Source organism: Streptomyces sp. NPDC079141 (assembly GCF_040686775.1).
In the GTDB taxonomy this organism is placed as follows: domain Bacteria; phylum Actinomycetota; class Actinomycetes; order Streptomycetales; family Streptomycetaceae; genus Streptomyces.
The window spans coordinates 66,786-92,910 of record NZ_JBFBLP010000026.1; the positions used below are offsets into that span (position 1 = coordinate 66,786).

At 71.5% G+C, this 26,125-nt stretch carries 21 protein-coding genes and 1 riboswitch; of the genes, 10 read left to right on the top strand and 11 right to left on the bottom strand.

The window, feature by feature from the left end:
* The first annotated feature begins 420 nt into the window (after positions 1-420).
* A complete protein-coding gene (gene sepH / locus AB0Q90_RS40085) occupies positions 421-1,458 on the top strand; it encodes a septation protein SepH (protein ID WP_363164997.1) in 1,038 nt (345 codons plus the stop codon).
* A 50-nt stretch (positions 1,459-1,508) separates the two neighbouring features.
* Here the strand turns inward: sepH and AB0Q90_RS40090 are convergent, their stop codons facing one another.
* On the bottom strand, positions 1,509-2,360 hold the full coding sequence (locus AB0Q90_RS40090; RefSeq protein ID WP_363164998.1) for a sulfurtransferase: 852 nt from the start codon (positions 2,358-2,360) through the stop codon (positions 1,509-1,511).
* Between the two features lie 296 nt (positions 2,361-2,656).
* Between AB0Q90_RS40090 and AB0Q90_RS40095 the strand changes: the two genes are divergently transcribed.
* Positions 2,657-3,460, top strand: coding sequence for a VOC family protein (locus AB0Q90_RS40095; RefSeq protein WP_363164999.1), 804 nt, complete (start codon positions 2,657-2,659; stop codon positions 3,458-3,460).
* Positions 3,461-3,487: 27 nt separating this feature from the next.
* On the opposite strand, the gene AB0Q90_RS40100 is transcribed toward AB0Q90_RS40095, so the two are convergent.
* From AB0Q90_RS40100 to AB0Q90_RS40115, 4 genes are all read right to left on the bottom strand, one after another.
* Positions 3,488-4,135, bottom strand: a complete 648-nt coding sequence (locus AB0Q90_RS40100; RefSeq protein ID WP_363165000.1) for a thymidine kinase — start codon at positions 4,133-4,135, stop codon at positions 3,488-3,490.
* Positions 4,136-4,186: 51 nt separating this feature from the next.
* Entirely contained in the window at positions 4,187-5,380 is a 1,194-nt protein-coding gene (locus AB0Q90_RS40105) for a nucleotide pyrophosphatase/phosphodiesterase family protein (protein WP_363165001.1), read from the bottom strand.
* Positions 5,380-5,967: a DUF5998 family protein gene (locus tag AB0Q90_RS40110; protein WP_363165002.1), complete on the bottom strand. Its 588-nt coding sequence runs from the start codon at positions 5,965-5,967 to the stop codon at positions 5,380-5,382. The genes AB0Q90_RS40105 and AB0Q90_RS40110 overlap by 1 nt, the downstream gene beginning before the upstream one ends.
* Before the next feature lie 216 nt (positions 5,968-6,183).
* Entirely contained in the window at positions 6,184-9,090 is a 2,907-nt protein-coding gene (locus AB0Q90_RS40115) for a GNAT family N-acetyltransferase (RefSeq protein WP_363165003.1), read from the bottom strand.
* A 176-nt stretch (positions 9,091-9,266) separates the two neighbouring features.
* Here AB0Q90_RS40115 and AB0Q90_RS40120 point away from each other — a divergent pair, with 176 nt between their 5' ends.
* Positions 9,267-9,548, top strand: a complete 282-nt coding sequence (locus AB0Q90_RS40120; RefSeq protein WP_363165004.1) for an HPr family phosphocarrier protein — start codon at positions 9,267-9,269, stop codon at positions 9,546-9,548.
* Positions 9,549-9,706: 158 nt separating this feature from the next.
* Here the strand turns inward: AB0Q90_RS40120 and AB0Q90_RS40125 are convergent, their stop codons facing one another.
* From AB0Q90_RS40125 to AB0Q90_RS40140, 4 genes are all read right to left on the bottom strand, one after another.
* Positions 9,707-10,402: a GntR family transcriptional regulator gene (locus AB0Q90_RS40125; RefSeq protein ID WP_363165005.1), complete on the bottom strand. Its 696-nt coding sequence runs from the start codon at positions 10,400-10,402 to the stop codon at positions 9,707-9,709.
* Between the two features lie 188 nt (positions 10,403-10,590).
* Positions 10,591-11,355, bottom strand: a complete 765-nt coding sequence (locus tag AB0Q90_RS40130) for a M23 family metallopeptidase (RefSeq protein ID WP_363165006.1) — start codon at positions 11,353-11,355, stop codon at positions 10,591-10,593.
* Positions 11,356-11,367: 12 nt separating this feature from the next.
* Positions 11,368-11,532: riboswitch (cyclic di-AMP (ydaO/yuaA leader) on the bottom strand.
* 192 nt (positions 11,533-11,724) lie between these two features.
* Positions 11,725-13,113 (bottom strand): pitrilysin family protein, encoded by a 1,389-nt coding sequence (locus tag AB0Q90_RS40135; protein WP_363165007.1) that lies wholly within the window; start codon positions 13,111-13,113, stop codon positions 11,725-11,727.
* Positions 13,110-14,504: a pitrilysin family protein gene (locus tag AB0Q90_RS40140; RefSeq protein ID WP_363165008.1), complete on the bottom strand. Its 1,395-nt coding sequence runs from the start codon at positions 14,502-14,504 to the stop codon at positions 13,110-13,112. The genes AB0Q90_RS40135 and AB0Q90_RS40140 overlap by 4 nt, the downstream gene beginning before the upstream one ends.
* Positions 14,505-14,832: 328 nt before the next feature.
* Between AB0Q90_RS40140 and AB0Q90_RS40145 the strand changes: the two genes are divergently transcribed.
* The gene (locus AB0Q90_RS40145) at positions 14,833-17,289 is read left to right on the top strand and encodes a DNA topoisomerase IV subunit A (protein ID WP_363165009.1); all 2,457 of its coding nucleotides are present in this window, start codon (positions 14,833-14,835) and stop codon (positions 17,287-17,289) included.
* On the opposite strand, the gene AB0Q90_RS40150 is transcribed toward AB0Q90_RS40145, so the two are convergent.
* The gene (locus tag AB0Q90_RS40150) at positions 17,286-18,416 is read right to left on the bottom strand and encodes a GTP-binding protein (RefSeq protein ID WP_363165010.1); all 1,131 of its coding nucleotides are present in this window, start codon (positions 18,414-18,416) and stop codon (positions 17,286-17,288) included. The two genes, AB0Q90_RS40145 and AB0Q90_RS40150, sit on opposite strands and share 4 nt — an antisense overlap.
* 321 nt (positions 18,417-18,737) lie before the next feature.
* Here AB0Q90_RS40150 and AB0Q90_RS40155 point away from each other — a divergent pair, with 321 nt between their 5' ends.
* Positions 18,738-19,292: a DUF6082 family protein gene (locus tag AB0Q90_RS40155; RefSeq protein WP_363165011.1), complete on the top strand. Its 555-nt coding sequence runs from the start codon at positions 18,738-18,740 to the stop codon at positions 19,290-19,292.
* A 304-nt stretch (positions 19,293-19,596) separates the two neighbouring features.
* On the top strand, positions 19,597-19,836 hold the full coding sequence (locus tag AB0Q90_RS40160; RefSeq protein ID WP_363165012.1) for a hypothetical protein: 240 nt from the start codon (positions 19,597-19,599) through the stop codon (positions 19,834-19,836).
* Between the two features lie 210 nt (positions 19,837-20,046).
* Here the strand turns inward: AB0Q90_RS40160 and AB0Q90_RS40165 are convergent, their stop codons facing one another.
* Entirely contained in the window at positions 20,047-21,228 is a 1,182-nt protein-coding gene (locus AB0Q90_RS40165) for a citrate synthase/methylcitrate synthase (RefSeq protein WP_363165030.1), read from the bottom strand.
* A gap of 112 nt (positions 21,229-21,340) precedes the next feature.
* Here AB0Q90_RS40165 and AB0Q90_RS40170 point away from each other — a divergent pair, with 112 nt between their 5' ends.
* The 4 genes from AB0Q90_RS40170 (at position 21,341) to AB0Q90_RS40185 (ending at position 26,082) form a co-directional block, all read left to right on the top strand.
* Positions 21,341-22,597 (top strand): citrate synthase, encoded by a 1,257-nt coding sequence (locus AB0Q90_RS40170; RefSeq protein ID WP_363165013.1) that lies wholly within the window; start codon positions 21,341-21,343, stop codon positions 22,595-22,597.
* A gap of 54 nt (positions 22,598-22,651) precedes the next feature.
* Entirely contained in the window at positions 22,652-23,596 is a 945-nt protein-coding gene (locus AB0Q90_RS40175) for a sucrase ferredoxin (RefSeq protein ID WP_363165014.1), read from the top strand.
* Between the two features lie 126 nt (positions 23,597-23,722).
* The gene (locus AB0Q90_RS40180; RefSeq protein WP_363165015.1) at positions 23,723-25,405 is read left to right on the top strand and encodes a sensor histidine kinase; all 1,683 of its coding nucleotides are present in this window, start codon (positions 23,723-23,725) and stop codon (positions 25,403-25,405) included.
* Entirely contained in the window at positions 25,402-26,082 is a 681-nt protein-coding gene (locus AB0Q90_RS40185) for a response regulator (RefSeq protein WP_363165016.1), read from the top strand. The genes AB0Q90_RS40180 and AB0Q90_RS40185 overlap by 4 nt, the downstream gene beginning before the upstream one ends.
* The last annotated feature ends 43 nt before the right edge of the window (positions 26,083-26,125 follow it).

Sequence of the window (26,125 nt, forward strand, 5' to 3'; positions counted from 1 at the left end):
AAGGACGTACGAGCGAAACCATTAGTTCCGTTTCTGGCGATTACGTGAAGTACGCCACGCACAAGATCCCGAAAACCCCACAACGGGCGGCCGGCTCCCGCCTCTTGCGAGAGATTGGGCGGCGTGCCAATCCACGCACGTGGCCCGAATGGAGTACTGTTGCGAGCCCTGGGTCCGGTCTCCCGCCAGGGCGTCCGTGGCCTTCAAGGACCGCCGGGAGGGGGCTAGTTGCACAGGGTGACGGAGTTGGTCACTTAGCGTTGCGAATAGGTAACCGTGCCATAACGGCGATCCAGGGCCCGTGCCCGACACGCCGGGCAACTCGGCAAGGTTGTGGCAGGCTGCACCCGGGCAGGCCACACTCGACTAGCGGAAGCAGCGACGCACGTGACGTCGGCAGGCACCACCCGGGAGGTCCCCATGCCCGAACTGCGTGTCGTGGCCGTCTCCAATGACGGCACACGGCTGGTGCTGAAGGCTGCGGACAGCACGGAGTACACGCTTCCGATTGACGAACGGCTCCGCGCCGCCGTGCGCGGCGACCGTCCCCGCCTCGGCCAGATCGAGATCGAGGTGGAGAGCCATCTCCGCCCCCGCGACATCCAGGCACGTATACGCGCCGGTGCGACCGCGGAAGAGGTCGCCCAGATGGCCGGCATCCCCGTCGACCGCGTCCGGCGGTTCGAGGGTCCCGTGCTGGCCGAGCGCGCCTTCATGGCCGAGCGGGCCCGCAAGACGCCCGTCCGCCGGCCCGGCGAGAACGCCGGACCCCAGCTCGGCGAGGCCGTCCAGGAGCGACTGCTGCTGCGCGGCGCCGAGAAGGACACCGTGCAGTGGGACTCCTGGCGCCGCGACGACGGCACCTGGGAGGTCCTGCTGGTCTACCGGGTCGCGGGCGAACCGCACTCGGCGAGCTGGACGTACGACCCGCCCCGGCGGCTCGTCCAGGCCGTCGACGAGGAAGCACGCTCGCTGATCGGCGAGTCCGAGGACCTCGCCGCGCCGGAGCCCAGCTTTCCGTTCGTGCCGCGTATCGCCCGGCTGCCGCGCGACCGCCCGCTCGACCGCGCTCTGGACCGGGAGCGGCCGAGTCTGCCCGCCCCGGCTCCCGAGCCGGTCGAGGAGACCTCAAGCGAACGGGACTCGCTGACCAGCCTGTTGGAGGCCGTACCGAGCTTCCGCGGCGACCTGGTGGTCCCCGAGCGCCCGTCGGAGACCGCTCCCCCGGAGGAGCCCGAGCCCGAACCCGCGGCGGAGGAACCCCCGGCGCCCGCGGCCTCGGCCGGTTCCGCCTACGCGGACGTCCTCATGCCCCGCTCCGTGGGCAGCCACCGCGACCGCCTCATCGGCTCGACCGACCGCCAGGCGGAGGCCGACGGTGTCCGCCCGGGCCGCCGCGCGGCGGTCCCGAGCTGGGACGAGATCGTGTTCGGGACGCGGCGGAAGAAGCAGGAGTAGTCGGTCGACCCTCGGGCCCGCACCGGTCGGTGCGGGCCCGTTCCGCTGCGCTACTGCGGGTCCGGCCCCACGGCCACCGGGCGCGACGGGTCCGAGGACCACTCCGACCAGGAGCCCACGTACAGCGCCGCCGGGATACCTGCGACGGCGAGCGCCAGCACCTCGTGCGCTCCGGACACACCCGAACCGCAGTACACCCCGACCTCGGTGCCGTCGGAAGCCCCCAGGTCCTTGAAGCGTGCGTGCAGGTCCTCGGCGGGCAGGAAGCGGCCGTCGGCGGCGACATTGTCGGTGGTCGGCGCCGAGCGGGCGCCCGGGATGTGCCCGCCGACCCGGTCGATCGGCTCGACCTCACCGCGGTACCGCTCCCCCGCGCGCGCGTCCAGCAGGACGCCGGAGCGCGCCAGCGCCGCGGCACTGTCCGCGTCGAGCAGGCCCACGGCGCCCGGCACCGGCTCGAAGTCGCCTGCCGCGGGCGTCGGAACCGCTGTCTCCAGCGGGCCCTGCCAGGCCGGCAACCCGCCGTCGAGGACCCGCACGTCCGGGTGACCCGTCCAGCGCAGCAGCCACCACGCGCGGGCCGCCGCCCAGCCCTGCCCGCCGTCGTACACCACCACCGGCACGCCGGACGAGACGCCCGCCCGGCGCATCGCGGCACCGAACTCCGCGACGTCGGGCAGCGGATGCCGGCCGCCCGTGCCCGGCGCGGAGGCGAGCTCTTCGTCCAGGTCGACGTAGACCGCTCCGGGGATGTGTCCGGCCGCGTGGGCGGCGCGACCGTCGAAGGGCGGTTCGCCGGTCGCCTTGGCCATGCTCAGCTGCCAGCGGATGTCGAGCACAACTGGCCGATTCTGCCCTGTCAGGTCGCTCGCGAGTTCGGTTGCGGAGATGATGGCGTTCATGGCCACCATCCTTGCGCACGGGGTGGCCGCATCGTCCATGTCCGGCTACTCTGCTCCGCCGGACAGGCCCGATCACCAGGCGTACGGGATCGGGCACATGCTGTACAGCCGATCGACACCCGTGGGCAATCACACGGAAACGGACGGGAAACGGCACTCCGGGCATCCTCCCGGGCACAGGGTGCCGCAGGGCGGCGCGCCCGGGACGCGCGGCACCGCGGGTGGTGCGAGCATCGGCACGGGTCCGGAGAGCGGAAGCGACGCGGCCACCGCGAGGGGCCGAGGAGAGAGTGACGATGACCGAGGCACGGGGGTCGGCCGGTTTGAACGGCGAAGCGCACGCTCGGCACGCGCCCGGCACGCCCTGCTGGGTGAGCCTGATGGTGCACGGGCTGGACGCGACCCAGGACTTCTACGGTGAGCTGTTCGGCTGGGAGTTCGTGCCCGGTCCCCAGCAGCTCGGCCCCTACGTACGAGCGCTGCTGGACGGCAAGGAGGTGGCCGGCATCGGCCAGCTCCCGCCGGACCGGCACCTTCCCATCGCCTGGACGCCCTACTTCGCCTCGGACGACGTGGACGCGACCGCCGAGACGGTACGGCTGTGCGGCGGCACGATCGGCGTGGGCCCCCTGGACGCCGCGGAGGCCGGCCGGCTGGCGATCTGCTCCGACCCCTCGGGCGCCGTCTTCGGCGTCTGGCAGGCGGCGTCCCACCTGGGCATCGCCCTCACCGGCGTACCCGGCACACCCGCCTGGAACGAGCTGATCACCTTCGAGACCGCAAGCGTCGTCAAGTTCTACGAGACGGTCTTCGGCTTCGAACAGGAGGCGGTGGTCTCCGCCGACTTCGACTACGTCACCCTGCACATCGCCGGCCGCACGGTCGCCGCCGTCCTCGGCATGGGCCACGCCCTGCCCCGCGACCGAGGCCCGCACTGGATGACGTTCTTCGAGGTCGCCGACACCGACGAGGCAACGGCCCGCGTGTACGAGCTCGGCGGCCACGTCCTGAAACAACCCCACGACAGCGCCCTCGGCCGCATGTCCACGGTCGCGGACCCGGAGGGCGCGAGGTTCTCCCTGCTCCAGAGCAGGGCCTGAGGCGCCGGCCCGCGGTGCGGTGCCCGGCTAGGCCGACTGCACGGGCAGTACGTCCGGGGACAGGGCCGCCGCCCTCGCCGTAGCCGCTGTCATGCGGCGGCGGTGGTGGCGGCGGCAGAGGACCTCGTAGCCGACGGTGTCGGACTGGTTGACGTCGCCGACGACCACCTGGGCGCCCTCGACGACCATTTCGCCGCCTATCGTGCGGGCGTTGTGCGTGGCGCGGGCGCCGCACCAGCAGAGGGCCTCGACCTGGAGGACCTCGACGCGGTCGGCCAGCTCCACCAGGCGCTGGGAGCCGGGGAACAGCTTGGAGCGGAAGTCGGTGGTGATGCCGAAGGCGTAGACGTCGAGGCCCAGATCGTCCACCACGCGCGCGAGTTGGTCGATCTGCCCCGGCGCGAGGAACTGGGCCTCGTCGGCGATGACGTAGTCCGCGCGGCCGCCCTGGGAGAGATGGTCGACGAGGTGCGCGTAGAGGTCCATGCCGTCCTCGACCTCCACCGCGTTCGTGACCAGGCCGAGGCGGGAGGACAGCTTGCCCTCGCCGGCGCGGTCGTCGCGGGTGAGGATCATGCCGACCAGTCCGCGTGCCGAGCGGTTGTGCTCGATCTGCAGAGCCAGCGTCGACTTCCCGCAGTCCATCGTTCCGGAGAAGAACACCAGCTCGGGCATGGGGAGTTGAGCACCTTTCGGCGGAGGGGGTCGGCGGGGGGGGCGGGGGCTTCAGGAACGTACTTCGAGCAGCGGGACCAGCTGCTCGACAGGGGTCATCGAGCCGTGGTTGCCGACCATCGCCGACTCCTTCGGCTCCCGCTCGGAGGCGATGATCAGCACGTCGTCGCGGGCGGCGGCGACCACGTCGCCGATCCGGGCGTACACCCGCTCGTCGATGCGCGGGCCGAACCAGCCCGCCGCGATCGCCTCGTCCCGCGAGGCCACCCAGAACTGCTCGCCGAGCACCTCGCGCCAGCAGGTCAGGACGTCGTTCGCGGCGCCGGGCACGGCGTAGACATGCCGGGCGCGGCCCTCGCCGCCCAGCAGGGCGACCCCGGCGCGCAGCTCCCAGTCCTCGTCGAAGTCGATGCGGTGCTCTTCGTCGAAGGGCACGTCGATCATGCCGTGGTCGGCGGTGACGTAGAGCGCGGTGCGCGGCGGGAGCTGTTCGGCGAGGCGCTGGACGAGCCGGTCGACGTACATGAGCTGGCCGCGCCAGGTGTCGGAGTCGACGCCGAAGCGGTGGCCGGCGCCGTCCACCTCGGCGTAGTACGTGTACACCAGGGAGCGGTCGCCTGCGGCCAGTTGCTCGGCCGCGAGGTCCATCCGGTCCTCGCCGCTGAGCCGCCCGTGGAACCTGCCGCCGCTGAGGGCGACCTTGGTCAGCGGGGTCGTCTCGAAGGCGGGCGACGACACCTGCGCCGCGTGCACACCCGCCTCGTGGGCGAGCTGGAAGACGGTGGGGTACGGCTGCCAGGGGCCCGGCGAGGTCCACGGCTGCCAGCGCAGCTGGTTCATCAGCTCGCCGGTGTCGGGGTTGCGCACGGTGTAGCCGGGCAGGCCGTGCGCGCCCGGCGGCAGGCCGGTGCCGACGGAGGCGAGGGAGGTCGCGGTGGTCGCCGGGTAGCCGGCGGTGATCGGCCGTCCCGTGCCGCCGCGGGAGGTGCTCAGGAGCGAGCTCATGAAGGGCGCCTCGTCCGGGTGCGCCTTCAGCTGCTCCCAGCCGAGACCGTCGATCAGGAACACGCAGTTCCGGTCGGCGGGGGTCAGCTCCGGAATCGCTGCGGTCATGCCCGGTACGTCCATGCCCGCGGCCAGCGTGGGCAGGAGGTCGGCGAGCGAGCCGCTGCCGTACTCGGGCAGGGGCGCGGAGTCGACGGCGAGCGGTTCCGGGTGGGACTCCCAGGCGGTGGGCTGCGCCATCAGCGGGTGACGTCCGCGGTCGCCTCGGAGATGGCCTGCGCGAAGGCGAGCGCCTGCCGCACGGTCTCCGGGCCGTCGCCGGCCTCGCTGACCCGCAGGCTCAGGTCGTCCGCGGTGGAGCTGCCCGTGTAGCCGTGGTCGGCCTCGCAGTTGGGGTCGCCGCAGGCGGCCGGCTCCAGGTCGATGCGGGAGACGGCGCCCCAGCCGATGGTCAGGACGACCTCGCGGGGCAGGGTGCCGGGCTGGTACTGCTCCGGGTTGGCGACGACCCGGCTGACCACGACCGACGAGATCCGGCCGAGCTTGACCGATTCCGTGGAGGTCGTGGCGTACGGGGTCGGGGACGTGCTGTCGGCAGCCTGCTCGTCGGTGTGGCTCACGATGAAGCGGTTGCCGGTCAGGACGAGCACCGTGACGTGCCGCCGCACCTCGTTCTGGTCGAACGTCGTCTCCTGGTGGACCAGGTACGACCGGATGGGCTCGCCGCCCACGGCGGCCTCCACCGCCTCGGCCACGAGGGCCGGGTAGTAGCCGCTGCGCTCGATCGCCGCACGCAGCCCCTGGGTCGTCGTACTGGTCTTGGCCATGATGCCCATCCTACGGGGGCCCACTGACTGCGAGGCACCGCTCGCCCGCGGTCGGTGTGCGGGGAGGTCCGGGGAGTGCGGGGGGAGGCTCGGGGAGTGCGCGGGGAGGCTCGGGGAGTGCGCACGCACACTGGGTGAGTACGCGGGGAGGTCCGGGGAGTGCTCGGGAGGCCCCGCTCCGTACGCCGGGAGGCGCCTTGCCGCGGGCAGGCCCGGTCAGTACGCGGGAAGCGTCCGTGGGCCGAGGTCGTCGCGGGCCGGTGGCGGGGCCAATCGCACGGTGGCGCCGAGCACGCTGAGGCCGTGCGGAGCGACGACGACCGGTTCCAGGGTCACCGCGACGACCTCCGGGTGGTCGTGGACGAGCCGTGACACGCGCAGCAGCAGTTCCTCCAGCGCAGGAGTGTCGACCGGCGTCGAGCCGCGCCAGCCGAACAGCAGGGGCGCCGTCCGGATCGAGCGGATGAGCGAGGTCGCCTCCCGGTCGGTGACCGGGATCAGCCGGTGCGCCATGTCCCCGAGGAGTTGCGACGCGGCCCCGGCGAGCGCGAACGACAGCACGGCCCCGGCCGCCGGGTCGATCACGGCCCGTACGACGGTGTCGACCCCGCGCGGCGCCATGCCCTGCACCACCGGCCGCAGTTCCTCCGGTGTGCCGAAGGCCTCGGTCAACTCGGTGTAGGAGCGGCGCAGTTGCTCCTCGTCGGCGAGATCGAGGCGGACGCCGCCCAGGTCGGCGCGGTGCCGCAGGTGGGGGGCGGTGGCCTTGAGGGCCACGGGGTAGCCGATGGCGCGCGCGGCCTCGGCGGCGGCGTCGGGGCTGGGCGCGGGGACGGCCCGGCGGACGTGGATGCCGTACGTCCCGAGCAGTTCGCAGGTCTCCTCGGTGCCGAGCGTGAGGCCCTGCCCGCGCGCGAGGAGGCCGTCGATCAGCGCGGCGGCCCTCCGCTCGTCGATGTCCTCGTACTCGGGCACCCGCCCGGGCTCGGCGGCGTCCCGCCGCCACTGCCCGTACCGCACGGCTTCGGCGAGGGCGCGGACGGCGCGTTCGGCGGCGGGGTAGGCGGGGATGAGGCGGCCGCGCGCGGAGGGCTCCTCGGCGGCGGGCGGCTGTTGCCGGGGCGCAGGCGCCGTGGCGGCGGTCGGATCCACGGGGCCGCCGGGACCGGCCGCGTGGAGGGGCGGCTCCCCGTCGGCGCCGGGCTGTGCGGCGTCGCCCCGTTCGGCCACGACGCCGGAGCCTGCCTGGGGTGCCGTACTCGCCGCGGCGGACAGCGCTTCCGCGAGTCCGCCCAGTTCCACGTGGACCACCAGCACGGGCTTCCCGGGCACCTCCTCCGCGGCCGACCGCAGCGCCTCCGCCAGCACCGCGTCCCCCGGTGACGTCTCCCCGATCGCCGGAATCGCCGTGACGACGACCGCGTCGCACGTGTCGTCGGCCAGCGCGCGCGACAGGGCCTTGCGGAAGTCCTCCGCCGACGCCCCGGTCGTCAGGTCCAGCGGGGGCAGCGGCCGCAGCCCCTCGGAGAGGCACGCGTCGTACGTCAGCAGCCCCAGGGACTCGGAGTTCCCGAGGATCGCCACCCGTGGGCCGGCCGGCAGCGGCTGGCGGGCGAGCAGCAGCCCCGCGTCCACGAGTTCGGTGATCGTGTCCACGCGGATCACGCCGGCCTGCCGGAGCAGCGCGGAGACCGTGGCGTGCGGCAGCCGTGTCGCCCGTACCGCGTGCCCCTGGGGCGCGGCCCCGCCGTGGCGTGCCCCCTGGACGACGACGAGCGGCTTGCCGGCCGCCGTGCGCCGGGCGAGGCGGGTGAACTTGCGCGGGTTGCCGATGGACTCCAGGTACATGAGGACGACGTCGGTGTCCGGGTCGTCGTACCAGTACTGGAGTACGTCGTTGCCGGAGACGTCGGCCCGGTTCCCGGAGGAGACGAAGGTGGACACGCCCGTGTCGCCGGTGACCCCTCCCCCGCGCCGGTGCAGCCGGGACAGCAGGGCGATGCCGATGGCGCCGGACTGGGCGAACAGCCCGATCCGGCCGGGCCTCGGTGTCTCGGGGGCCAGGGAGGCGTTGAGCCGGACGTCCGGCGAGGTGTTGATGATCCCGAAGGCGTTCGGACCGATGAGGCGCATCCCGTACGCGCGTGCGTGCCGGACGAGTTCGCGCTGTCGCTCGCGGCCTTCGGGACCGCTCTCGGCGTATCCGGCGGAGACCACGACCAGCCCCTGCACGCCGTGCTCGCCGCACTCGCCGACGACCTCGGGGACCTGGTCGGCCGGAACGGCCACGACCGCGAGGTCCACGTGCCCCTCGATCTCCCGCACCGAGCGGTACGCGGGCACGCCGTCGACGTCCTTCAGGTCCTCGGGGAAGGCCTTGTTCACGGCGTACAGCCGGCCCGTGAACCCGGCGTCCCGGATGTTGCCCAGGACGCTGCGGCCCACGCCGCCCGGAGCGCGGCCGACCCCGATGACGGCGACGGAGCCGGGCGTCAGCAGCCGCTGCACGGACCTCGCCTCGGCGCGCTGTTCGCGCGCGTACTGCACGGCGAGCGACCGGTCGGTGGGCTCCAGGTCGAACTCCAGGCGTACGACGCCGTCCTCGAAGCTGCGCTTCTGGGTGTATCCGGCGTCCGTGAACACCTTGATCATCTTGGTGTTGGCGGGCAGCACCTCCGCGGCGAAGCGGCGGATCCCGCGCTCGCGGGCGACGGCGCCGATGTGTTCGAGGAGCGCGGAGGCTACGCCGCGCCCCTGGTGGGCGTCCTGGACCAGGAAGGCGACCTCGGCCTCGTCGGCGGGGGCCGATGCGGGCATACCGTCGGCGCCAATGCGGTCATAGCGTACGGTTGCGATGAACTCGCCGCCGATCGTGGCCGCGAGTCCCACCCTGTCCACAAAGTCGTGGTGCGTGAAGCGGTGGACGTCCTTGGCGGACAGACGCGGGTAGGGCGCGAAGAAGCGGTAGTACTTCGACTCGTCCGAGACCTGCTCGTAGAAGCTGACCAGGCGCTCGGCGTCATCAACGGTGATGGGGCGGATGCGCGCGGTGCCGCCGTCGCGCAGCACCACGTCGGCTTCCCAGTGGGCGGGGTACTCGTGCCGGTCCGACGCGCTCTGCATGGGGCCCAGAGTACGGCTCGCGTACGACAACGGCGCGAGGCAGTCTGTGGAGGACGAGTGTCGGACCGAGGCCGCGGTCCGACGACCACACGGAACGGGACGAAGGACCGTTCCGAGCACGCTTCACGTGTGGAACACTGGTCTAGACAACCTGAGAACCTGAAGGGCAGCATCACATGGCTGAGCGCCGCGTCAACGTCGGCTGGGCCGAGGGCCTCCACGCCCGCCCCGCCTCCATCTTCGTCCGAGCCGCCACGGCCGCAGGCGTCCCGGTGACGATCGCCAAGACTGACGGCAACCCCGTCAACGCGGCCTCCATGCTGGCCGTTCTCGGCCTGGGCGCCCAGGGCGGCGAGGAGATCGTCCTCGCCTCCGAGGCCGAGGGCGCGGACATCGCTCTCGACCGCCTCGCGAAGCTGGTCGCCGAGGGTCTTGAGGAGCTCCCCGAGACCGTCTGAGCACCCCTCGCATGAGCGGTGAAGCCGCGCCGGCATTTCCTGCCGGCGCGGCTTCGCTGTTTTCGGGCAGACGGCCGCCGGAATTCACGGCACACCTGAAAAATGGCAGCGGAAATTACCCGCCGCCGAATATCATCTCTTTGTATACGGCCACCGTGTTAATGCCGCAGGCTCGGCATGTTTACGGGATGTTGCGAATTCCTCACACGCTCCGCGCGATCACCCCCGCCGGGGAAGCGCAGCCGGTGCACGCCGCTCGACCGTTCGGTGTGCAGGGCCGTGATCGCCCGCGCCCGCTCGCTGTCACCACGCGCCACCGCGTCCACGATCGCCCCGTGCTCCGCCCAGGACTCGGCGGGGCTGACCGGCGCGTCCACCGCGTACATCCAGGCGATCTTGTGGCGTAGCTGGGTCAGCATCGAGGTCAGGGCCGGGCTGCCGGAGGCCTGGGCGAGCGTCTCGTGGAACCAGCCGCCCAGGGAGCGCAGATCCTCGCTGTTGCCCCGCCTGGCCCGCTCCTGCCCCAGCCTGACGAGGCCGCGCAGCACCTTCAGGTGGGCCTCGGTGCGCCGCTGGGCGGCCCTGGCGGCGCCGAGCGGCTCCAGGAGCGTACGCATCTCCAGCAGGTCGGCGGCCTCCTGCTCGGTCGGTTCCGCCACGCACGCGCCCGCGTGCCGCCGGGTCACCACGAAACCCTCCGCCTCCAGGGTGCGCAGGGCCTCCCGGACGGGGACGCGCGAGACGCCGTAGCGGCGCGCGAGCAGTTCCTCGGTGAGCCGGCTGCCGCGCTCGTAGACACCGGCGACGATGTCGTCCCGGATCGCCGTGCATACCGAGTGCGCCGGAATACGCATGACCGACCTCCGCTTTAATCCCCGTGAAACGTCGACGATTGACGCGTGTTCAGTGACTCTATTGCAGTGAGCCGGAATTTCCGATGGCGGGCCGGAATCCATGGATATTTTTTGGACAGTCGGGGCGCAGAAACGACGAAAGCCCCGACTCGGGGAGCCGGGGCTTCAGGAGGTGGAGCTGCCTGTCGTCAGACGTTCACGCCGTGCGAGCGGAGGTAGGCGACGGGGTCGATGTCGGAGCCGTACTCCGCCGTCGTACGGGCCTCGAAGTGCAGGTGCGGTCCGGTGACGTTGCCGGTCGCGCCGGACAGGCCTATCTGCTGGCCCGGGGTGACGGTCTGACCGACCGAGACGCCGATGGACGACAGGTGGCCGTACTGGGTGTACGTGCCGTCGTTCATCTTGATCACGATCTGGTTGCCGTACGCCCCGCCCCAGCCGGCCTCGACGACGGTGCCCATGCCGACCGAGCGGACGGAGGTGCCGCTGGAGGCGTGGAAGTCGACGCCGGTGTGGCTGCCGGAGGACCAGACGGCACCGCCGGCCTTGTAGCTGGTGGAGACGTAGGAGCCGGCGATCGGGGTGACGAAGGTGTTGAGGCGCTTGCGCTCGGCCTCGCGCGCGGCGCGCTCCTTGGCCTCGCGGGCCTCCTTGGCCGCCTCGGCGGCCTTCTTGCGCGCGGCCTCCTCGGCCTTCTTGCGCTGCTCCGCCTCGTCGGCGGCCTGCTGCTGGGCGGCGGCCTGGGCGTCGATCTTGTCGGCGATCGAGTCGCCGATGGTGATCACCGGGGTGAGGCCGGTCTGCTCGGCGGTGGCTTCCGCGGCGAGCGCCGGGGCGGCGAGGGTGCCGATGACGCCGGTGGTGGTGAGTGCCGCGACGCCCGCCGCACGGGCGGTGGTGCGCTGCATCCTGCTGGGACGACGGTGCTTCCCGGTGGCGCGCGTGAACGCCATGTAGTGGCTGATCCTTTCCTTCCCTCTCGCCTACCGGGTTAGCTGACGGGTTCGGAGCAGGAAGGTCTCCTACGGACCCCCTCGCGACACGCGCGGGCGTCCGATTCACCCCAGGGACTGCGATGGGTCCCCGGCTCCCCTGGCTCGCGCCGTACGGGGACTCGGCGATGACTGTCCGGTGCCGCGGACGCGGCGCACTGCTCGGACGGACAGCCCGGATGACGCTAAAGGGGACAACTTTCAATCCCCAAACGGATCACGGCTTTTGTAGCGCATGCCACAGGTCAGACAGGCAACCTCTCACTCAATTCGGACATTAAGGGGCCCTGGTGACACATCAGTCACCAGGGCCCCTGCGCGCGCGTGCCTCTATTCCGCGGACACCACGGTCACTTCACCGATGCCGAGGGCCTCCACCGGCTCCTTGATCGCCGCCGCGTCGCCGACGAGGACCGTGACCAGACGGTCCACCGGGAACGCGCTCACGACGGCCGCGGTGGCCTCCACGGTGCCGGTCACGGCGAGCCTGCGGTACAGCGTGGCCTGGTAGTCGTCGGGCAGGTGCTGCTCGACCTGGTCGGCCAGCGTGCTCGCCACGGCCGCGGCCGTCTCGTACTTCAGCGGCGCCACCCCGACGAGGTTCTGCACGGCGACATCGCGCTCGGCGTCGGTGAGCCCCCCTGCGGCGAGCGTGCGCAGCACCGTCCACAGGTCCTCAAGGGCGGGGCCGGTGTTGGGGGTGTCGACGGAGCCGCTGATGGCGAGCATCGCCGCGCCCGAGCCGTCCGGGGCCGAGCGCATCACCTGCGCGAAGGCCCGCACACCGTAGGTGTAGCCCTTTTCCTCGCGCAGGACCCGGTCCAGGCGGGAGGTGAGGGTGCCGCCGAGGCAGTACGTGCCGAGCACCTGCGCGGGCCACACCAGGTCGTGCCGGTCGGGGCCGACGCGGCCGATCAGCAACTGCGTCTGGACGGCGCCGGGCCGGTCCACGATGACGACCCGTCCGGTGTCGTCGGCGGTGACCGGGGGCACCGGCCGCGGCTCGGCCCGGGAGCCGGTCCAGGCGCCGAGGGTGTCACCGAGGAGCGCGTCGAGGTCAGTGCCGGTCAGGTCGCCGACGACCACCGCGGTGGCCGTGGCGGGGCGTACGTGCTTCTCGTAGAAGGCACGGACGGCCGCGGAGTCGATGCCGGCGACCGTCTCCTCGGTGCCCTGGCGCGGGCGCGACATGCGCGCGGTCACCGGGAACAGCTCCTTGGAGAGCTCCTTCGCCGCGCGCCGGGAGGGGTTGGCCAGCTCGTGCGGGATCTCGTCGAGGCGGTTGCGGACCAGCCGCTCGACCTCGCTGTCGGCGAACGCGGGCGCCCTGAGCGCGTCGGCGAGCAGACCGAGCGCCTTGGGCAGCCGGGAGACCGGCACTTCCAGGGAGAGCCGTACGCCCGGGTGGTCGGCGTGCGCGTCGAGAGTGGCGCCGCACCGCTCCAGCTCGGCGGCGAACTCCTCGGCGGTGTGCTTGTCGGTGCCCTCGGAGAAGGCGCGCGCCATGATCGTCGCGACACCGTCGAGGCCGGCCGGCTCGGCGTCCAGGGGGGCGTCCAGGATCACCTCGACGGCTACGACCTGCTGGCCGGGGCGGTGGCAGCGCAGGACCGTCAGGCCGTTGTCGAGGGTCCCGCGCGTGGGGGCCGGGAAGGCCCACGGCCTGGCCTCGCCCGCCTGCGGCTGGGGGTGGAATTCCATCGTGGCGAGCTCGGTCACTTGGCCGTCTCCTCGTTCTCGTCGCTTGCTTCCACGGTGGCCTGGGACTCCACGTCCTCGTCCTGCGCGTCCGCGACCGTCTCGGTGGGGACGGTCGGCTCGTAGACGAGCACCGCGCGGTTGTCGGGGCGCAGGCGGGCCTTGGCGACCTCCTGGACCTCCTCGGCCGTCACCTCCAGCACGCGCTGGACGGCGCTGAGGGCGAGCTGCGGGTCGCCGAACAGGACGGCGTAGCGGCACAGTTCGTCGGCGCGGCCCGCGACCGTGCCGAGCCGGTCCAGCCACTCGCGCTCCAACTGGGCCTGGGCGCGCTCCATTTCCTCGGCCGTGGGGCCCTCCTCGGCGAACCGGGCGAGCTCCTCGTCGATGGCGGCCTCGATGACCGGGACCTCGACGTCACCGGAGGTCTTCACGTCGAGCCAGCCCAGGGAGGGCGCTCCGGACAGCCGCAGCAGGCCGAACCCGGCGGCGACGGCCGTACGGTCGCGCCGCACGAGGCGGTTGTAGAGGCGGGAGGACTCGCCGCCGCCCAGGACGGTCAGTGCCAGGTCGGCCGCGTCGCACGCGCGCGTGCCGTCGTGCGGCAGCCGGTAGGCGGCCATCAACGCGCGCGCGGGGACCTCCTCCTCGACGACCTCGCGCAGCTGCTCACCGATGATCTCCGGCAGGGTGCCGTCGCGCGGCGGCTGCTTGCCGTCGTGCGAGGCGATGGAGCCGAAGTACTTCTCGATCCAGGCGAGGGTCTGCTCCGGGTCGATGTCCCCGACGACCGACAGCACGGCGTTGTTCGGCGCGTAGTACGTACGGAAGAACGCGCGCGCGTCCTCCAGCGTCGCCGCGTCCAGGTCGGCCATCGAGCCGATCGGCGTGTGGTGGTAGGGGTGGCCCTCCGGGTAGGCGAGCGCCGTCAGCTTCTCGAAGGCCGTGCCGTAGGGGACGTTGTCGTAGCGCTGGCGGCGCTCGTTCTTCACGACGTCCCGCTGGTTCTCCATCGACTCGTCGTCGAGGGCGGCGAGCAGCGAGCCCATGCGGTCGGCCTCCAGCCAGAGGGCGAGCTCCAGCTGGTGGGTGGGCATGGTCTCGAAGTAGTTCGTGCGCTCGAAGCTGGTGGTGCCGTTGAGCGAGCCGCCGGCGCCCTGCACGAGCTCGAAGTGGCCGTTGCCCTTCACCTGGGCGGAGCCCTGGAACATCAGGTGCTCGAAAAGGTGAGCCAGGCCGGTACGTCCCTTGACCTCGTGGCGCGAGCCGACGTCGTACCAGAGGCACACCGCGGCGACCGGGGTCAGGTGGTCCTCGGAGAGCACCACGCGCAGGCCGTTGGCCAGGCGGTGCTCGGTCGCTGTCAGGCCGCCGGAGCCTGCCTGGGCTGTGGCCGTGTGACCCATGGGCATGTACGTCCCTTCGATCGCGGACGCGGTCGTTGAAACCGCGGTTTTGCTGCCGGTCCTGCCACTGTATGCAAGCGTGCACAGCCTCGGCGAAGTTCCCGGGCTGCGTATGCCGAGGGCGGACGCCGACAGCGGATCGCGTAGCCTGCGGGCAACCGTCAGGGGAGGCGCCTCACCGCGCCGGGCCGGACGGCCTACGTCGGGTCCTGGTCCGGGTTGTCAGTGCCACGGTCCACAATGGTCCGCGTCAGACCCAGTTCACGCTTCAGCTAGAGCACCGACATGGGCGCCCCGTAGGTGAGCGCGAAGATAAGAAGGAGCCCAGGCAGCGATGGCCCGCCGCAGCACGAAGACCCCGCCGCCCGACGACTCGTTCGAGGAGCGGATCCTCGACATCGACGTCGTCGACGAGATGCAGGGCTCCTTCCTTGAGTACGCGTACTCGGTCATCTACTCCCGCGCCCTGCCGGACGCCCGCGACGGCCTCAAGCCGGTGCACCGGCGCATCGTCTACCAGATGAACGAGATGGGCCTGCGGCCCGAGCGCGGCTATGTGAAGTGCGCGCGCGTGGTCGGCGAGGTCATGGGTAAGTTGCACCCGCACGGCGACGCGTCGATCTACGACGCCCTGGTGCGCATGGCCCAGCCCTTCTCCATGCGCGTCCCCCTGGTCGACGGCCACGGCAACTTCGGCTCGCTGGGCAACGACGACCCGCCGGCCGCCATGCGGTACACCGAGTGCCGGCAGGCCGCCGCGACGAGCCTGATGACCGAGTCGATCGACGAGGACACGGTCGACTTCGTACCCAACTACGACGGCCAGGAGCGGGAGCCGGTGGCGCTGCCCGCCGCCTTCCCGAACCTCCTGGTCAACGGCTCCTCCGGCATCGCGGTCGGCATGGCCACCAACATGCCGCCGCACAACCTGGGCGAGGTCGTCGCGGCCGCCCGCCATCTGATCCGCCACCCGAACGCCGATCTCGACGCCCTGATGCGGCACGTCCCCGGCCCCGATCTGCCCACCGGCGGCCGGATCGTGGGCCTCTCCGGCATCCGGGACGCCTACGAGACGGGCCGCGGCACGTTCAAGATCCGCGCCACGGTGTCGGTGGAGACCGTGACGGCGCGCCGCAAGGGTCTGGTCATCACCGAGCTGCCCTTCACGGTCGGCCCGGAGAAGGTGATCGCCAAGATCAAGGACCTGGTCGGTTCGAAGCGGCTCCAGGGCATCGCCGACGTCAAGGACCTCACCGACCGCGAGCACGGCCTGCGCCTGGTCATCGAGATCAAGAACGGCTTCGTGCCGGAGGCGGTGCTGGAGCAGCTGTACAAGCTGACTCCCATGGAGGAGTCCTTCGGCATCAACAACGTCGCGCTGGTCGACGGCCAGCCGCTGACCCTGGGCCTCAAGGAGCTCCTGGAGGTCTACCTCGACCACCGCTTCGAGGTCGTGCGGCGGCGCAGCGAGTTCCGCCGCACCAAGCGACGCGACCGCCTGCACCTGGTGGAGGGCCTACTCACCGCCCTCGTCGACATCGACGAGGTCATCCGGCTGATCCGCTCCAGCGAGAACAGCGCCCAGGCGAAGGAGCGCCTGATGGAGCGCTTCTCCCTGTCGGAGATCCAGACGCAGTACATCCTCGACACCCCGCTGCGCCGCCTGACCAAGTACGACCGCATCGAGCTGGAGGCGGAGAAGGAGCGGCTCAACGAGGAGATCGCGGAGCTGACCCGGATCCTGGAGTCGGACGCCGAGCTGCGCAAGCTGGTCTCCGCCGAACTGGCCGCGGTGGCCAAGAAGTTCGGCACCGAGCGGCGTACGGTCCTGCTGGAGTCGGCGGGCGCCACGGCCGCCGCCGTTCCGCTCCAGGTGGCCGACGACCCGTGCCGGGTCCTGCTGTCCTCGACGGGTCTGCTGGCGCGTACGGCGAACGGCGAGCCGTTCCCGGAGGACGCCGACGCCAAGCGCACCAAGCACGACGTGATCGTCTCTGCGGTGCCGGCCACGGCCCGGGGCGAGGTGGGCGCGGTGACGTCCGAAGGACGTCTGCTGCGGATCAACGTCGTCGACCTCCCGCAGCTCCCGGACACGGCCGCGGCGCCGAACCTGTCGGGCGGTGCTCCGCTGGCGGAGTTCGTCTCCTTGGAGGACGACGAGACGGTGGTCTGCCTGGCCACGCTCGACGAGTCGTCGCCGGGTCTGGCGATCGGCACCGAGCAGGGTGTGGTCAAGCGGGTGGTGCCCGACTATCCGTCCAACAAGGACGAGTTGGAGGTCATCACCCTCAAGGAGGGTGACCGGATCGTCGGCGCGGTCGAACTGCGCACCGGCGAGGAGGACCTGGTCTTCATCACGGACGACGCTCAGCTGCTGCGCTACCAGGCCTCCCAGGTCCGTCCGCAGGGCCGACCGGCGGGCGGCATGGCGGGTATCAAGCTCACCGAGGGCGCCAAGGTCATCTCCTTCACGGCGGTGGACCCGGCGGCCGACGCCGTCGTCTTCACCGTCGCGGGCTCGCGCGGCACGCTCGACGACTCCGTCCAGACGACGGCCAAGCTGACCCCGTTCGACCAGTACCCGCGCAAGGGCCGCGCCACCGGCGGCGTCCGCTGCCAGCGGTTCCTGAAGGGCGAGGACTGCCTGTCCCTGGCCTGGGCGGGCGCGACCCCGGCACGGGCCGCGCAGAAGAACGGAACGCCGGCGGAACTGCCGGAGATGGACCCGCGGCGGGACGGCTCGGGTGTGTCGCTGGCTAAGACGGTGTCGGTGGTGGCGGGGCCGGTCTAAGCGAGGTCGAAGGCCTCGGGGGACTCGGAGGGTTCTGAGGGCTCGGGGGAGTCGGCGGGCTCTGAGGGCTCTGAGGGCTCGTCCTCCGAGCCCTGCACATAACGCAGAACGCCCCACATGTCGTGTTCGTCGGCGTGTGGGGCGTCGCGCTTGCACGCCTCCAGCTCCTTGCCGAGGGCGGGCGTGTCGATGCCGGAGCCGATGAGCACGAGCTGCGTGAGGCGGGCGTCGGCGGCTGCCGGCCAGGGCTGCGGGTAGAAGCGCAGGAACCGGCCGACGGCGTGCACGGCGTAGCGGTTCGCGGTGTCGTGCGGGCCGAAGTCGACGTAGCCCTTGACCCGGTACAGCCCTTCGGGGCGGCTGTCGAGGAAGGCCATCAGACGGCGCGGGTCGAGAGGGACTTCGGAACTGAAGGAGAGGCTGTCGTAGGCGGCGTGCAGATGGCCGTGATGCTCGTCGTGGTCGTCGCCTTGGTGTTCGTGCAGGTCGTCGAAGGACAGCTGCCCGATGCGCTCCTCGCTGGGCCGGCAGTCGAAGAGGAATTCGGGGTCGATACGGCCGTAGGTGGCGGGGACGACGGCGGCACGGTCGGTGAGGCCACGGACGCTTTCCAGAATCCGCCCGCCGTCCGCCGCCCGGTCGAGCTTGTTGACGACGACGAGATCGGCGAGGGCGAGGTGCCGGTCGATCTCGGGATGCTTGGCACGGGTGTCGTCGAACTCGGCGGCGTCGACGACCTCGACGAGCCCGCCGTAGACAATGCCGGGAAGCTCGCTGGCCAGCAGCATGCGCACCAGCTCCTGGGGCTCGGCGAGCCCACTGGCCTCGATGACGATGACGTCCATGCCGGCGGAAGGCGCGGCGAGCCGTTCCAGATAGACGTCGAGCTCACTGGCGTCGACGGCACAGCACAGGCAGCCGTTCCCGAGGGACACGGTGGAGTCGCCGAGCGCGCCCGCCACGGCCATCGCGTCGATCTCAATGGCGCCGAAGTCGTTGACGAGGGCTCCGATACGGCTCCCTCCGCTGCGGTGGAGGAGGTGGTTGAGGAGCGTGGTCTTGCCGGAGCCGAGGAAGCCGGCGAGTACGACGACCGGGATCTGCTGCGAACTGCGGCTCTGGTCCAACGAGCGACCTCTCTCACACCTCTGCACGCACCGGCTCTCGATTCCGGCGCGTGTACGAAGACTGAATGCCGCCCCAGGATACGAGCCGGAAGAAACCGCGCGAAGTGAACGATTGTTAGCAGCACTTGCGGGGCAGACGTTGGTCATGGCGCCGGACTGTGCGACCCTCGCTTCCCTCCGTGCGCCTCCTCTCCGCCTCCCTGCCGATCAGAGCCGCTCGGCACCCTGGGAGACGGCAAGCGCCGCCCACCGCTCGCCGGTCCCCTTCAGTCGACCCGCACCCCGACGACCGGCGGACGGCCGCCTGATTCGGGGGTTGACATGGCCACACAGAACTTTGGGATACGCGGGCTGGGTTCCGCTGCGGCGGCCGGGCTCGGCGCGATCGTCGGCACCCTCGCCACCATGGCCGCTCAGCGTCACACGCTTGAGTCGCTGCGCATGCGCCTGGAGTACCTGGAACAGCACACGCACAGCCAGCAGCACACCAACCTGGCCACTCAACAGCGCCAGCACTGGGAACTACTGAGCAAGGCGATCGACGATCCCGATCTCGCCGAGGTCCTGGACCTCTACGAGGACCCCCTCTCCCCCAAGCAGCGTCGGCAGTACCTGTTCGCGAACGCCCTTTACACGAATCTGCTCCTCTACTACCGCATTGGGAACATAAGCCGCGAAGAGTTCTTCGGCCTCGCCCGCGGGATGTTCCAGAACCCGATCGTGCGCGAATACTGGTACGCGACACAGAAGCATCGCGCCAGCATCCCGAACTCCGAGGAGGCTGAAATCGGACTGCTGGTCGACAATCTCCTGCGCCAGCTGGAAGAGGCGGACACCGAGGAGTGGTGGGTGGTCGGAGAACCGCCGAGCCAATAGGCCGGCGCCCACCTTGGCGGGACGTGCGAACCCCGCCCCCCCCTTTCACACCCCTTGAGCGAACTTCACCAGCGCGCCCGTCGGTAGACATCACGCCAACGGGCGATAACGGATGCATAAAACGAGGCGTTCATCGAGACAGGAAGAGGTTGACTGCTGCGCGACCGCGCGAGGAGTTGACCGCCAAGGATTCGTCGCTCCACGCCGCTCGGTGGTCGAGGCCCAGCCCTACAGGGATGCACTCGCGCGCCGCGCTGCAGTCGTGCGCAGGCGCCAGTGCCTTGAGACCGTAGGGAAATCAACAGTGAGTCAGATCGTCCGTCGCCTCGGGGCGTCTCCGCGAGAACGAGGCAGCGCGACCGGTGCAACTTGCCCGGATATTTTCGAATTGGCCGACGGGAATTTCGCCATCATCGGCACGGACGCGACCGACTCACTCGACTCCCACCTCCCCTCCGATGCGGCCCGGGCCGACTACGAACGCATCGTGGTGATCACCCGGGAAACTCTCGTCAGGGCCAAGGCCGACATTCCTGACGCATGACGGCGTCGGGGCCGCACCCCTCAAGGAGCGGCCTCGGCACTTGTGCGGCCTCCGGCTCGGCGCCACCGTTGGTGCCGAGCCCGTTTTTTACGCAGTGCTCCACGAGGACTGCGACGCGACCGCGATGCCCATTACCTTCCTCGTAGAGCCCGGTTCGGGCTCGTGGCCTCCGGGGCCAGGGCTGAGCACCCGGGACAACGCGGCGCGCGGTCACACCACCGTCGGCACCGCCACCGGCGCCCCCGGCCCCACATACCGCGCCACCGGCCGAATGATCTTCGAGTCCTCGGCCTGTTCCAGGATGTTGGCGCTCCACCCCACTACCCGCGCCGCCGCGAACGTCGGAGTGAACATCTCGCGCGGCAGTCCGCAGAGTTCCATGACCACGCCCGCGTAGAACTCGACGTTGGTGTGGAGTTCGCGGCCCGGCTTGAGCTCCGCCAGGATCGCTTCGACCTGGCGCTCCACCTCCACGGCGAAGTCCACGCGCGGGCCGCCGAAGCCCTGGGCGACCTCGCGGAGCATCCGGGAGCGGGGGTCCTCCGTGCGGTAGACGGCGTGGCCGAAGCCCATGATGCGGTCGCCGGCGAGGACTCGGTCGCGGATCCAGGGGTCGATGCGGTCGGGGGTGCCGATCGCATCCAGGGTGTCCAGCGCCCGGCTGGGTGCACCGCCGTGCAGGGGCCCGGACAACGCACCCACCGCGCCCGCAAGACAGGCCGCCACGTCCGCCCCTGTGGAGGCGATGACGCGCGCGGTGAAGGTTGACGCATTGAAGCCATGGTCAATGGTTGAGATCAAGTATTGCTCGACCGCCCGGGCACGCACCGGATCCGGCTCCGAACCCGTCAACATGTACAGGTAGTTCGCCGCGAACGACAGATCCTCACGCGGCTCGACCGGGTCCAGCCCCACGCTCAGCCGGTACAGCGCGGTCAGCAGCGTCGGCACGGCCGCCGCCGCGACGACCGCGTCCCGTCGGCGCTCGTCCGCGTCGATGTCGTACACCGGACGGAAGCCCTTGGCCGCGCCGAGCAGGGAGAGCGCGGTGCGCATGCCGGCCAGGGGGCCGGATCCGCCGGCGTCGGCGGATCCACTCGCCGCCGCGATCGCCGGCAGGACCGACCGCACCTCGTCGGGCAGCCGCCGCAGCGCGGCGGTCTCGGCGGCGAAGGCGGAGGCGCGTTCGGCGTCCGGCAGTTCGCCGTGGACCAGCAGATGCCAGACGTCCTCGAAACTGCGCGTCTGCGCGAGCTCGACGGCCGAGTACTGGCGGTAGTGGTAGAAGCCTTCGCGCCCTCGGACGTCACCGATCGCGGTGTCGGTGACGACGACGCCGGCAAGACCGCGCGGCGCTTCGATGAGAGTGGTGGACGACCGGTTGACGGACATGGATTCCTCCCTGGACTTGATTCGACTGTCCATGCTTGACTGAATCCTTGTCAATATTGATTGAATCAATGCATCGCAATCAATGTGTCCTCGTCCGGATACGGTGAGCCCCATGCGCGATCAAGAGCCTGCCCCCGGCCACGCGGCGCGGCGGCTGACCACCAAGGAAGCCGCCGAGCTGCTGGGCGTGAAGCCCGAAACCGTGTACGCGTACGTCAGCCGCGGCCAGCTCAGCAGCCAACGGGTGCCCAGCGGCCGGGGCAGCACCTTCGACGCGAAGGAGGTCGAGGCGCTCGCCCGGCGCAACAGGCGTGAGGGCAGCGGCGGTTCGACGTCCGGCGGCGAGCCGGTCATGCGCACCCGGATCACGTTCATCGACACGGACCGGTACTACTTCCGGGGCGTGGACGCGGCCGAACTCGCCGTCCGCCACTCCTACGAAGAGGTCGCCGAGTGGCTGTGGACCGGGCAGTTGCGCCCCGGCATCGCCTTCACCGCGCCGGAGGCCACGGTCGCCGTCGCCCGCCGGGCCGTTGACGCCCTGCCCGAACACGCAGGTCCCACCGACCGGTTGAGGGTCGCCGCGGTCGCCGCGGCGACCGCCGACCCCCTGCGCTTCGACCTGTCCGAGGACGCCGTCCTGGGCACCGCGCGCAGCCTCATCCCCACCCTCGTCGCCGCCCTCCCGCCGAAGCGGCACGCCCATCGCGACGAGGGTCCGCTGGCCCATCGCCTGTGGGCCCGCCTCAGCGGTCTCGAACCCGACGAGGCGTCCCTGCGCACCCTGGACACGGCGCTCGCCCTGCTCGTGGACCACGACCTGGCCGCCTCCACGCTCGCGGTGCGCGTCGCCGCCTCCGCCCGGGCACACGCCTACGCGGCCGTCTCGGCGGGCCTGGGCGTCCTCGAAGGCCCGCTGCACGGCGCCGCCAGCGGGCTCGCCCACCGGCTGCTGCTGGACGTCCTGGACCTCGGCGACGCGGCCCCGGTGATCGCCGACGAACTGCGCGCCGGCCGTCGTATCCCCGGACTCGGCCACCGGCTCTACCCCGGTGAGGACCCACGCGCGCGGGTCCTGTTCGGGATGCTGGAGGAGATTCCCCGCGCCGCACCCGCCCTGGCCGCGGCCCGTGACGTCGTCGTCACCACCGCTCGCCACACCCCGCTGCACGCCAACGTCGACCTGGCACTCGCCGTGCTGACCGTGTCCTGCGGCATGCCCGCGACGGCGGGCGAGACGATCTTCGCCGTCGCCCGGACGGCGGGCTGGATCGCCCACACGCTGGAGGAGTACGGGGAGCGCCCGCTGCGGATGCGCCCCAGCGGGCACTATGTGGGTCCGAGGCCGCCGCAACCGCTGCCGGAGTAGGACACAAGCGCGACCGGAAGTCACCCTGAAGCAATTCAGGTTAGGCTCACCTTCGTGAGTATGTGCTCAAGCGTCTCCCGGGACCTCGACGAGCCCATTTCGGGAACCGCGGCCACCGCGAGGACCTGGCTACTGCTGGAACAGCCCGGTCCGTGGGGTGCCAAGGCGCTCACTTCGAGCCACCTGGACCCCGCGCTGGGCCGTGCCCTGGAAGCGGCCGCGAAGGGCACGGGCGTGCGCATCGCGTTGATCCGCCGTCCCGGGCGGCACGCCGACTGCCGTACGTCCGCCGCGCGCCAGGTGTACGCGGCCCACACCACGCCGGGCAATGTGTGGTTGCGCAGTGCCACGACATCCGATCCGCGCCGACTGCTCGATCTCGACTTCGCGGCGCTCGGCAAGGGCGACCACGGCACGTTCGACTCGGCACTTCAGGCCGGGCCGCACACGGGCGACCCGCTCGCGCTCGTCTGCACCAACGGCAAGCGGGACCGCTGCTGCGCCCTTCTCGGTCGCCCCCTGGCCGCCGAGCTCGCCGCTTCCGGCGTGGAGGGCGTCTGGGAGGTCACCCATCTGGGTGGTCACCGCTTCTCCCCCACGCTGCTCGTCCTGCCGTACGGATACGCCTACGGCAGGGCAGAGGCCCACACGGTCAAGGAGATCCTGCACAACGTTCAGCTGGGCCGGATCGTCGTCGACCAGTGCCGCGGCAACTCCGCCTGGGAGCGGCCCGGCCAGGCCGCCGAGCTGGCCGTGCGCACGGCTGCGGGCGAGTACGCGGCGGAGGCGTTGAGCGTCGTCCGCACGGAGGGCGCGGCACCGCGCTGGGAGGTGACCGTCGCGCACACCGACGGCCGTCTCTGGCGCGTCGGTGTCGCCCAGGGGGCCTCGCTGCCGCCCCGCGCGGAGAGCTGCGGGACCTCGGTGCTGGGCTCCCCGGCCCGCATGGAGGTGGTGGCGGTGCGCGAGCTCGTCACGGCGACGGCGCTGGCGAGCTGACCGGACACCTGCCCGGCAAGCTCCGTCCACCATTGATCAAGCGATATTGATCAAGAGATCAAGGTCGCTGGTCAAGAGATCCGGGCCACACCCTCTACGGCGGTTCCCGCAGTCCCACGTACCGTCATGGGTATGAGCCCCACTCCCCTCGCGCGCCGCCTGCGCCTCGGCCTGCCGCGGCGGATGTTCTCGCAGGTGCTGCTGATGCAGGTGGCAATCGCCGCGGGAGTTGCGGTGCTCGCGACCGGTCTGTTCCTCGCGCCGCTCAGCGACCAGCTGGACGACCAGGCCATGCGCCGGGCGCTCGCGATCGCCCAGACCACCGCTGTCGAGCCGCAGCTCGCCGAAGGCGTCGTGAACACCCCCGCGAGCGCCGACGGGCCCGTCCAGCGGGAGGCGGAGCGGATCCGCGAGGCCACCAGGGCCGAGTACGTCGTCGTGATGGACGTTCGAGGCGTGCGCTGGTCGCATCCCACCCCGGCAGAAGTCGGCCGGACGGTGTCGACCGACCCCGGGCAGGCGCTGGCCGGCCATGAGGTCATGGAGATCGACGACGGCACCCTGGGCCGCACCGCCCGCGGCAAGGTGCCCCTGCGCGACGGCGACGGCGACATCGTCGGCGCGGTCTCGGTCGGCATCGCCTACGACAGTGTGCGGGCCCGCCTGATCCATGCGATCCCGGGGCTGCTGGCGTACGCCGGCGGTGCGCTGGCCGTCGGCGCGCTGGCCGCCTGGTTCATCTCCCGGCGGGTCCAGCGGCAGACCCGTGACCTGGCCTTCTCCGACATCTCGGCGCTGCTCGCGGAGCGCGAGGCGATGCTCCACGGCATCCGTGAGGGCGTGGTCGCCCTGGACCGGGCCGGCCGGGTCCGCCTCCTCAACGACGAGGCGCGGCGCCTGCTGGGCATCGGTGACGAGGCCGTCGGCCGGTCGCTGGACGAGGCGCTCGGCGAGGGCCGTACGACCGATGTCCTGGCCGGCCGGGTGACCGGCACCGACCTGCTCACCGTGCGCGGCCAGCGAGTCCTGGTCGCCAACCGGATGCCCACCGACGACGGCGGCGCCGTCGCCACCCTGCGCGACCGCACGGAGCTGGAGCAGCTCGGCCGGGAGCTCGACTCCACGCGCGGTCTGATCGACGCCCTGCGCGCCCAAGACCACGAGCACGCCAACCGTATGCACACGCTCCTCGGCCTGCTGGAGCTGGAGATGTACGACGACGCCATGGACTTCGTCGGAGAGGTGGTGGGCGACCACAGGGCCACAGCGGAAGAGATCACGGAGAGGATCCGGGATCCGCTGCTCGCGGCTCTGCTGGTCGGCAAGGCGACCGTCGCCGCGGAGCGCGGCGTCGCCCTGGTCGTGTCGGACCGGACCCGGCTGCCGGACCGGCTGATCGATCCCCGGGGCATCGTCACGATCGTCGGCAACCTGGTGGACAACGCCCTCGACGCGGTCGCGGGGACACCGCACGCGCGCGTGGAGGTCGAATTGCGGGCGGAGGGGCGCACGGTCGCCCTCACCGTGCGCGACACCGGTCCGGGAATCCCGGCCGAGCAACGCGAATTGATCTTCGCCGACGGCTGGACCACGAAGGAACGGCCGGCGCACCGCGAGCGTGGGATAGGCCTGTCCCTGGTGCGCAGGCTCGCCGAACGGCAAGGTGGCAGCGCCTGCGTCGGCGAGGCCGACGGAGGAGGCGCGGAGTTCACCGTCGTCCTGCCCGAGGCGCTGGCCGAGCCGGACCTCGAACCGGCCCTGGCCGGGCCGCCGGCCCCCGAGACCACTGCCGAAGAGGAGTCGCGATGATCGAGGTCCTGGTCGTGGACGACGACCTGCGGGTCGCCCGGGTCAATGCCGCCTACGTCGAGAAGGTGCCGGGCTTCCATGTGGCCGGCGAGGCGCACAGCGCGGCGGAGGCACTGCGCCGGGTCGAGGAGCTGCCGCGGGTGGACCTGGTCCTCATGGACCACTACCTGCCCGACGACACGGGTCTGTCGGTCGTGCGGGAGATGCGGCGGCGCGGCCACCGGACCGACGTGATCATGGTGACGGCCGCCCGTGATGTCTCGACCGTGCAGGAGGCGATGCGGCACGGTGCCCTGCAGTACCTGGTCAAGCCGTTCGCCTTCGCGGGTCTGCGCGCCAAGCTGGAGGCGTACGCGGACCTGCGGCGCACCCTCGACGGCGGCGGCGAGGCGGAACAGGCCGAGGTGGACCGCATCTTCGGTGCCCTGTCCGCGTCGTCGGAGCCCGACCTGCCCAAGGGGCACTCCCCCACCACGGCGGAGCTGGTGCGCCGTTCCCTGATCAACGCCGAAGGCCCGCTGTCGGCCCAGGAGATCGCCGAGCGGACCGGTGTGAGCCGCCAGACCGCCCAGCGCTATCTGAAGCTCCTGGAACGCACGGGACGGGCGCGACTGACCCTCAAGTACGGGGACGCGGGCCGCCCGGAACACCGTTACGTGTGGGCGACCCGCGCCTGAGGGCACGGCCGGGTGGGGGCGGGGAAACAGCCGTACCCCACCT

What these genes read in the sequence shown, in the direction of transcription:
- AB0Q90_RS40180 (WP_363165015.1), top strand. Translation starts at nt 23,723, where the DNA reads ATGGGTATGAGCCCCACTCCCCTCGCGCGCCGCCTGCGCCTCGGCCTG.
- AB0Q90_RS40120 (WP_363165004.1), top strand. Translation starts at nt 9,267, where the DNA reads ATGGCTGAGCGCCGCGTCAACGTCGGCTGGGCCGAGGGCCTCCACGCC.
- AB0Q90_RS40145 (WP_363165009.1), top strand. Translation starts at nt 14,833, where the DNA reads ATGGCCCGCCGCAGCACGAAGACCCCGCCGCCCGACGACTCGTTCGAG.
- AB0Q90_RS40125 (WP_363165005.1), bottom strand. Translation starts at nt 10,402, where the DNA reads ATGCGTATTCCGGCGCACTCGGTATGCACGGCGATCCGGGACGACATC.
- AB0Q90_RS40100 (WP_363165000.1), bottom strand. Translation starts at nt 4,135, where the DNA reads ATGCCCGAGCTGGTGTTCTTCTCCGGAACGATGGACTGCGGGAAGTCG.
- AB0Q90_RS40185 (WP_363165016.1), top strand. Translation starts at nt 25,402, where the DNA reads ATGATCGAGGTCCTGGTCGTGGACGACGACCTGCGGGTCGCCCGGGTC.
- AB0Q90_RS40165 (WP_363165030.1), bottom strand. Translation starts at nt 21,228, where the DNA reads ATGTCCGTCAACCGGTCGTCCACCACTCTCATCGAAGCGCCGCGCGGT.
- AB0Q90_RS40155 (WP_363165011.1), top strand. Translation starts at nt 18,738, where the DNA reads ATGGCCACACAGAACTTTGGGATACGCGGGCTGGGTTCCGCTGCGGCG.
- AB0Q90_RS40170 (WP_363165013.1), top strand. Translation starts at nt 21,341, where the DNA reads ATGCGCGATCAAGAGCCTGCCCCCGGCCACGCGGCGCGGCGGCTGACC.
- AB0Q90_RS40105 (WP_363165001.1), bottom strand. Translation starts at nt 5,380, where the DNA reads ATGGCGCAGCCCACCGCCTGGGAGTCCCACCCGGAACCGCTCGCCGTC.
- AB0Q90_RS40115 (WP_363165003.1), bottom strand. Translation starts at nt 9,090, where the DNA reads ATGCAGAGCGCGTCGGACCGGCACGAGTACCCCGCCCACTGGGAAGCC.
- AB0Q90_RS40140 (WP_363165008.1), bottom strand. Translation starts at nt 14,504, where the DNA reads ATGCCCATGGGTCACACGGCCACAGCCCAGGCAGGCTCCGGCGGCCTG.
- AB0Q90_RS40095 (WP_363164999.1), top strand. Translation starts at nt 2,657, where the DNA reads ATGACCGAGGCACGGGGGTCGGCCGGTTTGAACGGCGAAGCGCACGCT.
- sepH (WP_363164997.1), top strand. Translation starts at nt 421, where the DNA reads ATGCCCGAACTGCGTGTCGTGGCCGTCTCCAATGACGGCACACGGCTG.
- AB0Q90_RS40130 (WP_363165006.1), bottom strand. Translation starts at nt 11,355, where the DNA reads ATGGCGTTCACGCGCGCCACCGGGAAGCACCGTCGTCCCAGCAGGATG.
- AB0Q90_RS40110 (WP_363165002.1), bottom strand. Translation starts at nt 5,967, where the DNA reads ATGGCCAAGACCAGTACGACGACCCAGGGGCTGCGTGCGGCGATCGAG.
- AB0Q90_RS40090 (WP_363164998.1), bottom strand. Translation starts at nt 2,360, where the DNA reads ATGAACGCCATCATCTCCGCAACCGAACTCGCGAGCGACCTGACAGGG.